General features: G+C 64.9%; 15 protein-coding genes. 10 read left to right on the forward strand and 5 right to left on the reverse strand.

Going from position 1 to position 14,183, the window contains the following annotated elements; translation table 11 throughout:
* Positions 1-68: 68 nt before the first annotated feature.
* Genes AB0I14_RS14020 through AB0I14_RS14030 form a run of 3 tightly spaced genes read left to right on the forward strand, consistent with a single transcriptional unit; the run spans position 69 to position 4,805 of the window.
* Positions 69-491, forward strand: coding sequence for a DUF5318 domain-containing protein (locus AB0I14_RS14020; RefSeq protein WP_036443617.1), 423 nt, complete (start codon positions 69-71; stop codon positions 489-491).
* Positions 484-3,012 carry a transglycosylase domain-containing protein gene (locus AB0I14_RS14025; RefSeq protein ID WP_358021913.1) on the forward strand — a complete coding sequence of 843 codons (2,529 nt, stop codon included), beginning with the start codon at positions 484-486 and terminating at the stop codon, positions 3,010-3,012. Before AB0I14_RS14020 ends, AB0I14_RS14025 begins: the two co-directional genes overlap by 8 nt.
* Positions 3,009-4,805: a glycosyltransferase family 87 protein gene (locus AB0I14_RS14030; protein ID WP_358021916.1), complete on the forward strand. Its 1,797-nt coding sequence runs from the start codon at positions 3,009-3,011 to the stop codon at positions 4,803-4,805. Before AB0I14_RS14025 ends, AB0I14_RS14030 begins: the two co-directional genes overlap by 4 nt.
* A gap of 13 nt (positions 4,806-4,818) precedes the next feature.
* On the opposite strand, the gene AB0I14_RS14035 is transcribed toward AB0I14_RS14030, so the two are convergent.
* The 4 genes from AB0I14_RS14035 to AB0I14_RS14050 all read right to left on the reverse strand — a co-directional run bounded on the left by AB0I14_RS14035 (position 4,819) and on the right by AB0I14_RS14050 (position 7,529).
* Positions 4,819-5,418, reverse strand: coding sequence for a hypothetical protein (locus AB0I14_RS14035; protein WP_358021919.1), 600 nt, complete (start codon positions 5,416-5,418; stop codon positions 4,819-4,821).
* Between the two features lie 56 nt (positions 5,419-5,474).
* Positions 5,475-6,116: a hypothetical protein gene (locus AB0I14_RS14040; protein ID WP_358021922.1), complete on the reverse strand. Its 642-nt coding sequence runs from the start codon at positions 6,114-6,116 to the stop codon at positions 5,475-5,477.
* An 81-nt stretch (positions 6,117-6,197) separates the two neighbouring features.
* On the reverse strand, positions 6,198-6,752 hold the full coding sequence (locus AB0I14_RS14045; protein ID WP_358021925.1) for a hypothetical protein: 555 nt from the start codon (positions 6,750-6,752) through the stop codon (positions 6,198-6,200).
* A gap of 60 nt (positions 6,753-6,812) precedes the next feature.
* Positions 6,813-7,529, reverse strand: coding sequence for a hypothetical protein (locus AB0I14_RS14050; protein ID WP_358021929.1), 717 nt, complete (start codon positions 7,527-7,529; stop codon positions 6,813-6,815).
* 121 nt (positions 7,530-7,650) lie between these two features.
* Here AB0I14_RS14050 and rpsF point away from each other — a divergent pair, with 121 nt between their 5' ends.
* The 6 genes from rpsF (at position 7,651) to AB0I14_RS14080 (ending at position 12,084) form a co-directional block, all read left to right on the forward strand.
* The gene (gene rpsF / locus AB0I14_RS14055) at positions 7,651-7,941 is read left to right on the forward strand and encodes a 30S ribosomal protein S6 (protein ID WP_011783131.1); all 291 of its coding nucleotides are present in this window, start codon (positions 7,651-7,653) and stop codon (positions 7,939-7,941) included.
* A gap of 69 nt (positions 7,942-8,010) precedes the next feature.
* Positions 8,011-8,517 carry a single-stranded DNA-binding protein gene (locus AB0I14_RS14060; protein ID WP_166907350.1) on the forward strand — a complete coding sequence of 169 codons (507 nt, stop codon included), beginning with the start codon at positions 8,011-8,013 and terminating at the stop codon, positions 8,515-8,517.
* 35 nt (positions 8,518-8,552) lie between these two features.
* Positions 8,553-8,813, forward strand: coding sequence for a 30S ribosomal protein S18 (gene rpsR, locus AB0I14_RS14065; RefSeq protein WP_135459648.1), 261 nt, complete (start codon positions 8,553-8,555; stop codon positions 8,811-8,813).
* Positions 8,814-8,824: 11 nt separating this feature from the next.
* Positions 8,825-9,280: a 50S ribosomal protein L9 gene (gene rplI, locus AB0I14_RS14070; protein WP_358021934.1), complete on the forward strand. Its 456-nt coding sequence runs from the start codon at positions 8,825-8,827 to the stop codon at positions 9,278-9,280.
* A gap of 493 nt (positions 9,281-9,773) precedes the next feature.
* Positions 9,774-11,159: a replicative DNA helicase gene (gene dnaB, locus AB0I14_RS14075; protein ID WP_358021937.1), complete on the forward strand. Its 1,386-nt coding sequence runs from the start codon at positions 9,774-9,776 to the stop codon at positions 11,157-11,159.
* Between the two features lie 175 nt (positions 11,160-11,334).
* Positions 11,335-12,084 (forward strand): SDR family oxidoreductase, encoded by a 750-nt coding sequence (locus tag AB0I14_RS14080; RefSeq protein WP_358021940.1) that lies wholly within the window; start codon positions 11,335-11,337, stop codon positions 12,082-12,084.
* Positions 12,085-12,107: 23 nt separating this feature from the next.
* On the opposite strand, the gene AB0I14_RS14085 is transcribed toward AB0I14_RS14080, so the two are convergent.
* A complete protein-coding gene (locus AB0I14_RS14085; RefSeq protein WP_358021943.1) occupies positions 12,108-13,031 on the reverse strand; it encodes a hypothetical protein in 924 nt (307 codons plus the stop codon).
* A gap of 254 nt (positions 13,032-13,285) precedes the next feature.
* Between AB0I14_RS14085 and AB0I14_RS14090 the strand changes: the two genes are divergently transcribed.
* Positions 13,286-14,173 carry a hypothetical protein gene (locus tag AB0I14_RS14090; RefSeq protein WP_358021946.1) on the forward strand — a complete coding sequence of 296 codons (888 nt, stop codon included), beginning with the start codon at positions 13,286-13,288 and terminating at the stop codon, positions 14,171-14,173.
* Positions 14,174-14,183 lie beyond the last annotated feature (10 nt).

The following is a 14,183-nucleotide window of genomic DNA, read 5'->3' on the forward strand; positions in this document are numbered from 1 at the left end:
CCGATGATCGTAGGAGGTGTGGCGCGGTCGCGCCTCGGTGTCCAGGGGGTCGACGTACTCTGGTCATCGTGCGATTGCAGAGACAGGTGGTGGATTACGCGCTTCGGCGGCGGTCCCTGCTGGCTGAGGTCTATTCGGGGCGCACCGGCGTCTCGGAGGTCTGTGATGCCAACCCCTACCTGCTGCGCGCGGCAAAGTTTCACGGCAAGCAAAGTTCGGTGATGTGTCCGATCTGCCGTAAAGAGCAGCTCACGCTGGTGTCGTGGGTTTTCGGTGATCATCTGGGCCCGGTATCGGGCTCAGCGCGCACCGCGGAGGAGCTGGTGATGTTGGCAACTCGTTACGACGAGTTCGCAGTCCATGTGGTTGAGGTATGCCGCACCTGCAGTTGGAATCATTTGGTCAAGTCATATGTCCTGGGCGCGCCTCGGCCGCCGAAGGCACGTGGCACTCGAGGCACGCGCAAATCGGCGCGTACGGCCAGTGAATAGCGAAGGGCGCCACAGCCGGTCAGCCAACGACATCCGTAGTGCGGCTGACCGCCTTGGCGCGCGCGAGAATCCGCCGCCCCCTCGGGAGAAGCGGCCGCCGGCCCGGGATGCGCGGCCACCGGCTGAGAATGCGCCGACGGGACGGCCGAATGGTCCCGCGGGTCGTCCCGGTCGTCCGGCGGTACCGCCCGACGATCGGCTCACCACGGTGCTGCCTCCGGTGCGTGACGGCGGGCCGGGCCCGCTCGACGTCGTCAGGGCGGCGATGGACGGCACCCCTCCGCCGAAACCGCCGCCACCCAAATCTCCCCCTCCGCCGCCCGGAAGCGGCCGTGGGTCGGGGCCCTCGGGACCGACCGGGCCGGGGCCGAAGCCGACCCGGCAGTTCCACATCAACTGGAAGCTGGTCCGACGCCTGTCGATAGCCGCGGTGGTGGCGATGATCCTGCTTCCGCTGGTGACCTTCGGTATGGCGTACATGATCGTCGACGTCCCGCAGCCCGGTGACATCCGCACCAACCAGGTGTCGACGATCATGGCCAGCGACGGCAGCGAGATCGCCAAGATCGTTCCGCCGGAAGGCAACCGGGTCGACGTCGGCATCGACAAGATCCCTGAGCACGTCCGCAACGCGGTGATGGCCGCCGAGGACCGCGACTTCTACACGAATCCGGGCTTCTCGTTCACGGCCCTGTTGCGTGCGATCAAGAACAACCTGGTGGGCGGTGATCTGCAGGGCGGGTCGACCATCACCCAGCAGTACGTCAAGAACGCGCTCGTCGGTGACGAGCGCTCCGGCATCGGCGGTCTGATCCGTAAGGCCAAAGAGCTGGTCATCTCGACCAAGATGGCCAGCGAATGGTCCAAAGACGCTGTGATGCAGGCGTATCTGAACATGATCTATTTCGGTCGCGGCTCGTACGGGATCGCGGCAGCGGCCAAGTCGTACTTCGACAAGCCGGTCGAACAACTCAACGTCGCCGAGGGCGCACTGATGGCCGCGCTGATCCAGCGCCCGTCGACGTTGGACCCCGCCGTGGATCCGGAAGGTGCTGCCGAGCGGTGGAACTGGGTGCTCGACGGCATGGTCGACATGGGCGCGCTGTCGGCCCAGGACCGGGCCGGACAGGTGTTCCCGCCGACCGTGCCGCCGGACCAGGCCCGCCAGAACAACCAGACGACCGGTCCGAACGGACTGATCGAACGGCAGGTCACCAAGGAACTGCTGGATCTGTTCGACATCAGCGAGCAGGCCCTCAACACCGAGGGTCTGCAGGTCACGACCACGATCGACCCGCAGGCCCAGAAGTCCGCCGAGGAATCGGTGTCCAAGTACATGGATGGCCAGGAGTCAGACATGCGGACTGCGGTGGTCTCCATCGATCCGCACGATGGCGCGGTCAAGGCCTACTACGGCGGCTCGGATGCCAATGGCTTCGACTTCGCCCAGGCGGGTCTGCCGACAGGTTCGTCGTTCAAGGTGTTCGCGCTCGTCGCTGCCCTGCAGCAGGGCATCGGCCTGGGCTATCAGGTTGACAGTGGGCCGGTCACGGTCAACGGCATCAAGATCAGCAACGTCGAAGGTGAAGGGTGCGGCACCTGCTCGATCGCCGAGGCCCTCAAGCGGTCGCTGAACACCAGTTACTACCGGCTGATGCTCAAACTGGAACACGGTCCCGAGGACGTCGCCAAGGCTGCACACGATGCCGGCGTCGCCGAGAGTTTCCCCGGCGTCGAGCACACGCTGTCCGAGGACGGCCAGGGCGGCCCACCGAACAACGGTGTGGTGTTGGGCCAGTACCAGTCTCGGGTGATCGACATGGCGTCGGCGTACGCGACGCTGGCAGCTTCCGGTGTTTATCACAAGCCGCACTTCGTGCAGAAGGTGGTGAACTCCTCGGGCCAGGTGTTGTTCGACGCCTCCAGCCAGGACAACGGTGAACAGCGCATCGACAAGGCGGTGGCCGACAACGTCTCGGCGGCGATGCAGCCGATCGCCGGCTGGTCGCGCGGGCACAACCTGGCCGGCGGGCGGGCGTCGGCCGCCAAGACGGGCACCAACCAGCTCGGCGACACCGGTGACAATCGTGACGCCTGGATGGTCGGCTACACGCCGTCGCTTTCGACCGCGGTCTGGGTGGGTACCACCGAAGGTGTGAACCCGTTGAAGACGCCATCGGGTGGACCGGTCTACGGATCGGGCCTGCCGTCGGACATCTGGAAAGCCACGATGGACGGTGCGCTGAAGGGTACCGACAACGAGACGTTCCCGAAGCCGACTGAGATCGGTGGGTATGCGGGTGTGCCGCAGGCCCCGCCGCCCCCGGCTGCTCCCGGTACGCCGGGCGGCCCGCCGATCGCGGTGATGCCTTCGGAGACCGTGATTCAGCCGACCATCGAAGTGGCCCCGGGCATCACGATCCCGATCGGCCCTCCGACGACCATTCCGATCGGTCCGCCACCGGGAGCTCCCGTTGTGCCCGGCGCGCCGGGCGTTCCGGTGCCACCGCCGCCTCCGTGACGGACCGGGTATCGCCGGCCCCGTCGGCCGGGCTGGATTCGCCGGCTCCGCCGGCAGAAGACCGGCGGAGCGCCGACGACCGCGACCTCCCCAGCCGCAACGACCGGCTGGCCGAAGCGCTGTCACAGACCGTGGGCGGACCCGTCGGCCGTCATGCGTTGATCGGCCGTTCTCGGTTCATGACCCCATTGCGGGTGATGTTCGTGATCGCCGTTGTCTTCCTGGCATTGGGCTATACGTCGAAGGCCGCCTGCCTGCAGACGACCGGCAGCGGGACCGCCGGCCAGCGGGTGGCCAACTGGGAGAACAACCGGGCCTATTACGAGCTGTGTTATTCCGACACGGTTCCGCTCTACACCGCAGAGTTGTTGAACCAGGGCAAGTTCCCCTACAAGTCCAGTTGGGTCGAGAACGACGCCACCGGCAAGCCGCGCATGCAGTACGACGGCAGTCCGGCGATCCGCTACATGGAGTACCCGGTGCTGACCGGGCTTTACCAATACGTGTCGATGTCACTCGCCAAGACCTATACCGCGTTGACGAAGCTGGTGTCGGTTCCGCTCGTGGCCGAGGTGGTGATGTTCTTCAACATCTCCGCGTTCGGTTTGGCGCTGGCCTGGTTGGCGACGATCTGGGCCACCTCACGACTGGCCGGCCGACGGGTCTGGGATGCCGCGCTGGTGGCCGGCTCACCGATCGTGATCTTCCAGGTGTTCACCAACTTCGACGCGCTCGCGACAGCCTCTGCGGCAGGCGCGATGCTGGCGTGGGCCCGGCGAAAACCGGTGTGGGCCGGGGCGTTGATCGGCATCGGTGTGGCGGCCAAGCTGTATCCGCTGCTGTTGTTCGTTCCACTGGTGATGCTCGGGTTGCGCACCGGGCGTCTGCGTGAGGTCGGCAAGACGGCGCTGACTGCGGTCGTGACGTGGTTGGTGATCAACCTGCCGATCATGGTGTTGTTCCCGCGCGGGTGGTCAGAGTTCTTCCGGCTCAACACCCGTCGCGGCGACGACATGGATTCGCTGTACAACGTGGTGAAGTCGTTCAGCGATTGGCAGGGCTTCGATCCGGACCTGGGTTTCTGGCAGCCGCCGACGGTGCTCAACACTGTCACCGCAGTGCTGTTCGCGGCGTGCTGTATCGCTATCGGCTACATCGCACTGACGGCGCCGCAGCGGCCCCGGTTGGCGCAACTGGCGTTCCTGGTGATCGCCGCCTTCCTGCTGACCAACAAGGTATGGAGCCCGCAGTTCTCGCTGTGGCTGGTGCCGCTGGCGGTGCTGGCCCTGCCGCACCGCCGAATCCTGTTGGCGTGGATGACGATCGACGCCCTGGTGTGGGTGCCGCGCATGCTTTACCTGTACGGCGAGGCCAACAAAGGCCTACCCGAGCAGTGGTTCACCATCACCGTGTTGCTGCGTGATGTCGCGGTGATCGGGTTGTGTGCGTTGATTATTCGCCAGATCTACCGTCCGGAACTGGATCTGGTCCGGCATGGCGGGCGCATCGACGACCCCACCGGCGGGGTGTTCGACCGCGCGCCCGACGCCCCGCCGCGTTGGCTGCCCGATTGGTTGCGACCGTCGGCTGACCGCATGCGGATCGAGCCGAAGCAGGAGCCCGTTGGCCCGGCAACGGGCGGGATCAGTGGTGATGCGGCGGATAACCCGGGTGCTGCATCGGATACCCCTGAGATGGTGGAAACAACGACTGAGGCGGGGTGTTCTGAGGTGCGGCGGGAGCTCACACCGTCTCCTCGAAGTCCAGGTTCCAACGCGCAGCGATCAACGTGAGGTTCGCGCCATTTCAACCCTGGTATGGCGGATAGTACTGCGGAGCAACCGGATTCTGCTTCGCCTGGAGCCACGCTTTCGTCGACGGAAGCATCGTCAGGACCACCGTCACGATCGGGAAGATGAAGATCAGCACCGCGATCGTGACGAGGCCGCCTGCGCTGGGCTCAGTGTTTGTGAATCCTTCGATCAGAAAGACCACACCGGCCAGCATGGTCGCGGCGCATCCTCCGGCGATGAGCCCGCGGCTGATCACCTTGTGCCGCCACAGCTGTATCGCTCCGATGATGAGCGCCAGTCCGGAGCCGATACACAACAGAGCAACCACGGCAGCTGGAATCTCGGAACGATCCTTGGAGATCATCATGACGATGATCAGTGTGCCGAAGAGGAGGCCGGCCAGACCGCCCAGTAGCGCCAGGATGGCGGCGATGATCCCGGTGGCAGCGCTTGGGGCGCTCGGCGGTGCCGGCTGATAGCCGCCGGGGTAGCTGGGTTGGCCGAACCCGGGCTGGTGCGAGTAGATCGGTGGTGGGGTCTCGAACACGGGCTGTTGCGAAAAGGCCGGCTGTTCGGGAAATTCCGGACCGTTGGGCCCACTGGGAAAGGTCACAGATCCCCCTGATCGTTGAAGATTGACCGATTCGCCGTACGCGGCCTGCGTTCGGCTCAGTGCGGATATGACGGATAGTTCTGCGCGGCAACCGGATTCGGCTTCGCTCGGATCCACCGGGCCGTCGGGGTCGCCAGGGCCAGCACGAGGTTCACAGTCGGGATGGCGACCAGGATCGCGCCGCCGATGACTGGGCCGAGATCAGGATTAGGGGTTTGCCGGTCGTGGACAACAAAGGCGCCGACGGCCACCAGGAAGATGACGATGCTTGGGGTGCAGGCGCCGACGACGAGCCAGCGCCCGAGCATCTTGCGTCGAAACAGCAAGATCGCTCCAGTACACAGGGTCAGGCTGTAGGCGAGGCCGATCAGTAGCCATACGAGAGCCATATCGTCAGCGTTGCCGGTGACCAGCTCAGAGGTGGGTATCGCGGTGAGACCGAGACCGACCAGGCCGAAGAGCAGTGCCAGGATTCCGGCGGTGATCGCGGTGGCACCGCTCGGGCTGCGGGGCGGTGCCGGCTGGGCACCGCCCGGACTGCCGGGTTGCTGTGGCCACCCCGGTTGCGGATATCCCGGTTGTTGTCCGAAGCCGGGCTGGTGCGAATAGATCGGCGGCTGGACCTGAAAACTGGGCTGTTGCGAAAAGCCCGGCTGTTCCGGAAATCCCTGACCGTAGGGACCACTGGCAAAGGTCACAGATCCCCCCGGAGTCTCGAAAGTTGACGAGTCCACTGTATCCGGACTGCGAAGGGCAACGTGGTGTCGGCGGTGGCCGGGCTAGGTTGCTGCGACCAGATCCTGTTTCGCCCGGATCCACGCCGCGGTCGACGGGAGCAACGCCACCACGAGCGTGGCTATCGGCAGCACCAGACTCAGGATTGCCAGGCCGCTGATGCCGTAGGACCCGTAGCGGGCTGTCGTGGCGAGATTCAGCCCGAGGCTGATCAGGCTGCCGAGGATGATCAATGCGGAGCCGATGACGATGAGACGACGGCCGATCATCCTGCGTCGCAACAGCGCCACCGTGCCGGCCAGGAGCAAGAGTCCGCAGGCGACGCTCAGCAGGGTCGCGAGGACGGTCAGTGTCAGCGCCCCGGGGGATCTGAGGGCCAGAGTACGTAATCCCGCGTCACCGGCCAGCGCGGCGAGTCCGCTCAGACCGGCGATGCCATTGCTGAGGGTCAGCAGGGCGCCGATCCCGGCCAGGACAGCCGTGAGGATCGCCGTGACCCCGCTCGTCGAAACCTCCGGCGAGGCCGCTGCTCCCTCCGGTTGGGGTTCGGCGAGCGGATGCTCGGGGTGTTGACCCTCGGATCCTTGGGGAGAGGTCACTGCTGCTCCGATCGTGGGTGGTTGGCGGGCGCGGACATAGGTGATTCGTAGATCCCCGGCTCAGCCGGGGTACGGCGGATAGAACTGGGGCGCAACCGGATTCTGCTTCGCTCGGATCCACGCAGCGGTCGACGGCAGCAGTACCAGCACGAGCGTCGTGATCGGGAAAATGACACCCACGAGATCAGCGCCTACGCCGCGGTCGTACTCGTAGTCTGCGATGGCCGAGGGTGTCAACGTGAGGTTGATCAGGGTGCTCAGAATGGACACCGCACATCCCGCGGCCACGAGCCAGCGGCCAATCATCTTGCGTAACAACAACGTCACCGTTCCGATCAGAAGCAGCACCCCGGCAACGATGTTCAGCATCGTGATGGCGATCAGTGGCGTCCACGCGTCCCCGGCGGCACCGGCTGCATCGGACGTTTCGCCGATCATGATGGAAAGTCCGAAGGCCATGGCGATGCCGCCGACAATGTTCGCCAGGCCGCCGAGGCCGGCAAGAACACCCGCGATGATGCCGGTGACCCCACTCGGTGAGGTAGGCGGCGCGGCCGGCAGGCCATAGGGCTGCTGTTGCGGATAGCCCTGCTGTGGGTAGCTCGGCTGTTGTGCAAAGGCAGGTTGCTGCGGATATCCAGGCGGCGGCGGATAGCCGGCCTGTTGTGGATACCCAGGCTGTTGGGGGTACCCGGGTTGCTGGGGAAACCCCTGACCGTAGGGCTCATTGGGATAGGTCATAAATTTCCCCCGATCCTCAAAGTTTGACGGGCTCACCTTATCCGGATTTCGCAGATCAGGGCGCTTTCGGGTAGCCTGGGCCGGTTGCCGACGCAGGCGACCCTCCTGCCACGGACACGCCGTGGCCGCAACGACCATAGGAGGTGATGGGTTCCTTATGCGTCCATACGAAATCATGGTCATTCTCGACCCGACACTCGACGAGCGCACCGTAGCTCCCTCGCTGGAGACGTTCCTGAACGTCATCCGCAAGGACGGTGGCACTGTCGACAAGGTCGATATCTGGGGCCGCCGCCGGCTGGCCTACGAGATCGCCAAGCACGCCGAGGGCATCTACGCCATCGTCGATGTCAAGGCTGAACCGGCCACCGTGTCCGAGCTCGACCGTCAGCTGAACCTGAACGAGTCCGTGCTGCGGACCAAGGTGATGCGGACCGACAAGCACTAAAGGCTGTCAGTCGTCGGCGGGGCTACGTAGGCTTCGCGCAAACGGACATGCCTATCCCAGGAGGATCTCGTGGCTGGTGACACCACCATCACAGTTGTCGGAAACCTGACCGCTGACCCGGAACTGCGTTTCACTCCGTCCGGCGCAGCTGTCGCCAACTTCACCGTTGCCTCGACGCCGAGGATGTTCGATCGGCAGAGCAACGAGTGGAAGGACGGCGAGGCGCTGTTCCTGCGGTGCAACATCTGGCGTGAGGCGGCCGAGAACGTGGCCGAGAGCCTCACCCGGGGTTCGCGGGTGATCGTCACGGGTCGGCTCAAGCAGCGTTCCTTCGAAACCCGCGAGGGCGAGAAGCGCACCGTTGTCGAGGTCGAGGTCGACGAGATCGGTCCGTCCCTGCGCTACGCCACGGCCAAGGTCAACAAGGCCAGCCGCAGTGGCGGCGGAGGCGGTGGCTTCGGCGGCGGCGGTGGTGGCGGCGGGGCTTCGCGCCCAGCCGAGCCCAAAGACGATCCGTGGGGCAGTGCGCCCGCGTCGGGCTCCTTCAGCGGGGCCGACGACGAGCCGCCGTTCTGATCAACATCGAAATTTTTGCAAGGAAGAGATAACCAATGGCCAAGACCACTAAGAGGCGGCCGGCACCGGAAAAGCCGGTCAAGACTCGGAAGTGCGTGTTCTGCTCCAAGAAGGGCAAGGGGCAGATCATCGATTACAAGGACACTGCGCTGCTGCGCACCTACATCAGCGAGCGCGGCAAGATCCGTGCCCGCCGGGTGACCGGCAACTGTGTCCAGCACCAGCGCGATGTCGCCATCGCCGTGAAGAACGCCCGCGAGGTAGCTCTGCTGCCCTTCGGCTCGTCGACGCGGTAGGGGGTAGACCAATGAAGCTGATTCTCACCGCTGAGGTGGAACACCTGGGTGTCGCAGGCGACGCCGTCGAGGTCAAGGACGGCTACGGCCGTAACTACCTGCTGCCCCGTGGGCTGGCCATCGTGGCCTCCCGTGGTGCCGAGCGCCAGGCCGACGAGATCCGTCGGGCGCGCGAAGCCAAGTCGATTCGTGGCGTCGAGCATGCCAACGAGCTCAAGATCGCGCTCGAGGGTCTGGGCGAGGTGTCGCTGCCGGTTCAGGCTGCTGCCGACACCGGCAAGCTGTTCGGTTCGGTCACCGCCGCTGATGTCGTGGCCGTGATCAAGAAGGCCGGCGGCCCCAACTTGGACAAGCGCACCGTGCAGCTGCCCAAGGCGCATATCAAGTCGGTCGGCACGCATCCGGTTACCGTCCGGCTGCACACCGGGGTGGAAGCCAAGGTGTCGCTGAACGTCGTAGCGGAGTAGTCCGTAGCGGAGTCACTCCGCCAGCACTCAATCGCCCGGGTGGGGACCTGTAGAGGTTTCCACCCGGGCGTTGCTGCATTCTGGCGAACTCCTTGCGGGAAACGCTGGACAGCGAACCTAACTCGGTGTTAACCCGGGCGGTCCCTGTGCGCAACACAACACGCCCGGGACGGCAACCCGGCACGACACGCCGAAGAACTTTCCATACACAATTACTCACCGGCAGTATGGGACCCTGACCTGGGAAAACAACACATTGTCGTGGAACTATCCACAGGTTCTCCCCAGAGGCTCAACACCGTGACCGACACCTATCCCCACGCCATCCACAGGTTGATCAACAGGGGTGGTTTCGGGCAGCGTCAGCAACGTCTACCGTGATGCGTCGCACCTCCGTCACGGAAGCCCTGTCGGAGCCTTGTTTTACAGTTGCAGTGCCGATTCGAATACATGTTCGGGACAATCGCGAAGTCTCGGAAGGGGGTGGGAGTCCGTGGCGGTTGTAGACGACTTGGGGCATCAGGATTCCGAAATGGACGGACCTCCGCCCGCGGAGGATTTCGGCCGGCAGCCGCCGCAGGACATGGCGGCCGAGCAGGCAGTCCTCGGCGGCATGCTGTTGAGCAAGGACGCGATCGCCGACGTGCTCGAGCGCTTGCGTCCCGGCGACTTCTATCGTCCGGCGCACCAGAACGTCTACGACGCCATCCTGGACCTCTACGGCCGGGGTGAACCCGCCGACGCCGTCACCGTCGCGGCCGAACTCGATCGCCGCGGGCTGTTGCGTCGCATCGGCGGGGCCCCGTATCTGCACACGTTGATCTCCACCGTGCCGACTGCGGCCAATGCCGGCTTCTACGCCGCCATCGTCGCCGACAAGTCGTTGTTGCGGCGGTTGGTGGAGGCGGGCACCCGGGTGGTCCAGTACGGCTACGCCGGGGCCGACGGTGCCGATGTCTCCGATGTGGTGGACCGTGCGCAGGCCGAGATCTACGACGTGACCGAGCGGCGGGCCTCGGAGGACTTCGTCGCACTCGAAGACCTGCTGCAGCCCACGATGGACGAGATCGACGCCATCGCTTCGTCCGGTGGTATCTCGCGCGGTGTGCCGACCGGGTTCACCGAATTCGACGAGATCACCAACGGCTTGCACCCCGGGCAGATGGTCATTATTGCCGCCCGACCCGGTGTCGGGAAGTCAACGCTGGGACTGGATTTCATGCGGTCCTGCTCGATCAAGCACCGGATGGCCAGCGTCATCTTCTCGCTGGAAATGAGCAAGTCCGAGATTGTCATGCGGCTCCTGTCGGCCGAGGCGAAAATCAAACTGGCCGATATGCGTTCGGGCCGGATGAGCGATGACGACTGGACCAAGCTGGCCCGCCGGATGAGCGAGATCAGTGAAGCGCCGCTCTACATCGACGACTCGCCGAACCTGACCATGATGGAGATCCGGGCCAAAGGCCGGCGCTTGGCCCAGAAGGCGGATCTGAAGCTCGTGGTCGTCGACTACATGCAGCTGATGAGCTCGGGCAAGAAATACGAGTCGCGTCAGCAGGAAGTTTCGGACTTCTCCCGAAGCCTCAAGCTGATGGCCAAGGAACTTGAAGTGCCGGTGATCGCGATCAGCCAGCTCAACCGTGGTCCCGAACAGCGCACCGATAAGCGTCCGCAGGTCTCGGACCTTCGTGAGTCGGGATCGCTGGAGCAGGATGCCGATATGGTTCTGCTGTTGCACCGCCCTGACGCGATCGATCGCGAAGACCCGCGCGGCGGCGAAGCCGACATCATCCTGGGCAAGCACCGAAACGGCCCGACGGCGAATATCACTGTGGCGCACCAGCTTCATTTCTCGCGGTTTACGAACATGGCGCGCTAGGTCGCAACGCTGGTGGCTCCTCAAGTTTGATGTCCAACTGGACATGAGCGTGAGACTGGGTGAATCGGCCCGGCATCTCCGGGCGTCCTTTTCGCAACCTCGGTGCACTGCGCGACGTAATCTGTGTTACCGACACCCAAGTCGGGGCGCGGCCGCGACGAAAGGTGTTCGCACAGTGAAGGTGACAGTGATGGGGGCCAGTGGCCTCATCGGGACTCTTCTCGTCGATCTCTTGACCCGGGAGGGCGAGGACGTGGTCGCCGCGTCCCGCCGTTCCGGTGCCGACGTGCGCAGCGGCGTGGGCCTCGCCAAGGCGATCGCGGGCGCCGACACCCTCGTTGACGTCACCAACTCGCCGTCGTTCGAGGACGACGAAGTGATGGATTTCTTCGTCGGGGCGACCACGAATCTGGTCGCGGCGGCACGGGCGGCGGGGGTGGCCCACTACGTTGCACTGTCGATCGTGGGCGCCGACGACCTGCCGGACAGCGGGTACATGCGGGCCAAGGTCGCCCAGGAGCAGATCATCGTGTCGTCGGGGCTGCCGTACACCATCGTGCGGGCCACGCAGTTCCGTGAGTTCGCAGCGGCGATCGTGGCGTCGATGGTTGTCGAGACCGACGCGGATGAGGACGACGAGCATGACGTACGGGTGCCGGATGCGCTGATTCAGCCGATCGCCGCCGACGAGGTCGCGGCCTTCCTGGCCGAGGTCGCGATATCACCGCCGCGTAACCACGTTGTCGACATCGGTGGGCCCGAGAAGATCTCGTTCGCTCGGCTGGCCCGGGAGGTGCTAGCCATCCACCACGACGATCAGCGGGTGGTGGTCGATCGGCAGGCGACGTACTTCGGTACGACGCTGAAGAAGGACAGCCTGGTCACCGGGGTCGGAGCGATGATCGCCTCGATCCCCTTCGACTGATCGGCTGCTCGCCGGAGTGTGGGTTAGATGTGCCCGCCGGGGAACATCGTCTTGACGGCCTGAGTCACGGTGTTGCGGGCGGCACCTGCGTCGCCGGGTTCCAGGGAGCTGATCACCATCACAAAGCGGCGTTCGAGCCCGATCGCTCCGGTGGACACGTGCAACTGGTTGGCGCCGCTCCAGCAGCAGAACCATCCCTGTTTGACCGCGACCGGCTCGGCGTAGAGCCCGTCCGGGATGCCGAAGCGCTGCGGGTATCCGTCGGTTCCCGTCGGCGTGGATTGCGCGAGGTTGTTCACGATCACACCGGCTTGTTCAGGGGGCAGTCCGCCACTGCCGTCCAACAGTTTGTCGTAGTAGCGGACCAGATCGCTTGCGGTGCTTTGCGTGACGTCCCAGTGTCCGTTGTACGGCGCGGTGGTGCCCGTCAACCCGTATCGCGCCACGATGCGTGAGATGATGGCGTTTCCTCCGCTGCGGTCCCAGAAGGTCTGGGCCGCTCCGTCGTCGGACGAGCGCAGCATGATGTCGAGCGACTTACGGTCGGCCGCAGTGAGTTTCGTCTCGCCCTGCGATTCCTGCAGCAGCAGATCGTCGGCGATGAACAGCTTCACCACCGAGGCGATCGGGAAGGGTTGGTTGGCGCCGTTGGAGATGATCTGGCCGGTATTGCGGTCCATCACCACGACTTCGATGTCGGCTCCGGACTTGGCCGCGTCGGCGGTGGCTTGACGGGTACGGGCATCGAGTCCGTCCAATGGAGCCGTGGGCTGGGCATCGAGTCCGTCCAGTGGCGTCAACGGGACATGCGGGGCGATAACTGGTGACTGGGGGACGCTCTCAGCCGGTGGCATGCCCCAGGCCGGTGCCGCACTGCCATTGACGAGCATCGCCACGCTGACGATTGCCATGCCCGTCATCGCCGGCTTCGACGGCCGCCTCCGCATAAGTCCTCCAAATGATCCATAGCCAGGGCAGCTGGGATGGACTCTGCGCCTGGCGGGGGTCCTAGCCTAACCGGCCGCCAGGGGATCCGAGAGCCGACGTGACGCGGGCCTCCCATCGCACGTGGGTTACCTGAGAACGGATTGATCGCGCCTCCGGGCGGCGATCAGGAGGCCAATCCGATGGTTTCCTCTCAATCGGCAGGCCGGCGTTTGCCAGAATGAGGATCCGTTTGCGGTCGACGAGGTTCGTGGGGATGGAAAAGGTGAAACTGCGTCCGAGCAGGGTATTCGTCATCGGCATGATCGCTGCCGTCGTCGGGAGTGGCCTGGTGGCATGTTCGCCACGATCTGCGCCGACCGCGCTGACGGCGGATGTGCCGTTGCAGTCCGGTAAGCAGACCATGCTCTCGTTCAACGCCTTCGACTATCGGGAGATGGGCGTCGACGCGAAGAACGTCCTCTACTTGGGCGGTACCGGCGGGTTTTCGACGGTTACCCCGGGGGCAGGTCGACCGACCCCGATGAAGCCCAGCGGCAATCCCCTCGTGTCGACGTTCGGGGTTGCGCCCGACGGCCGACTGTCCTTCGTCACTCCAGATGGTGCCGTGGAGACGATCGCACCCGGGTCCACCACGCCGGAACCGTTGCCCTTCGACAAGGTGACCAAGCACGGCCGGCTGGCAGTGGGCCGGGACGGCGCGGTCTACCTGGCTGACAACGAGCGCAACAAACTGTTGAAACTCACTCCCGGGGCGACCGCTCCCACCGAGCTTCCTGTCGAGATCGTCAACGGGTTGGGGCACATGGTGATCGACGCCGACGACACCCTGTACGCAGCCATGGACGGCAAGATCGTGAAGATTGCGAAGGACGCGAAGAACGCGGAGCCGGTGGCCGGGGTGCCGGACAATGTGGGCGGCCTGGCGGTGGACGCTGCGGGAAATCTCTATGCCACCGACCGGCAGGCGGGCACGGTGTCCCGGATGCCGGCTCGCGGAGGGGACTGGGTTCAGCTGCCGTTCAACGGACTTCAGCGCCCGTCCGACATCACCGTCGACGGCGAGGGCAACGTCTATGTGATGAACATGAACCTCCGTGCCACGGATACAAGAGACACCATCGTCGTGCTCGCCGCCAAGTGATCCGACATGG

This window comes from Mycobacterium sp. NPDC050441 (assembly GCF_040655355.1).
In the GTDB taxonomy this organism is placed as follows: Bacteria; Actinomycetota; Actinomycetes; order Mycobacteriales; family Mycobacteriaceae; genus Mycobacterium.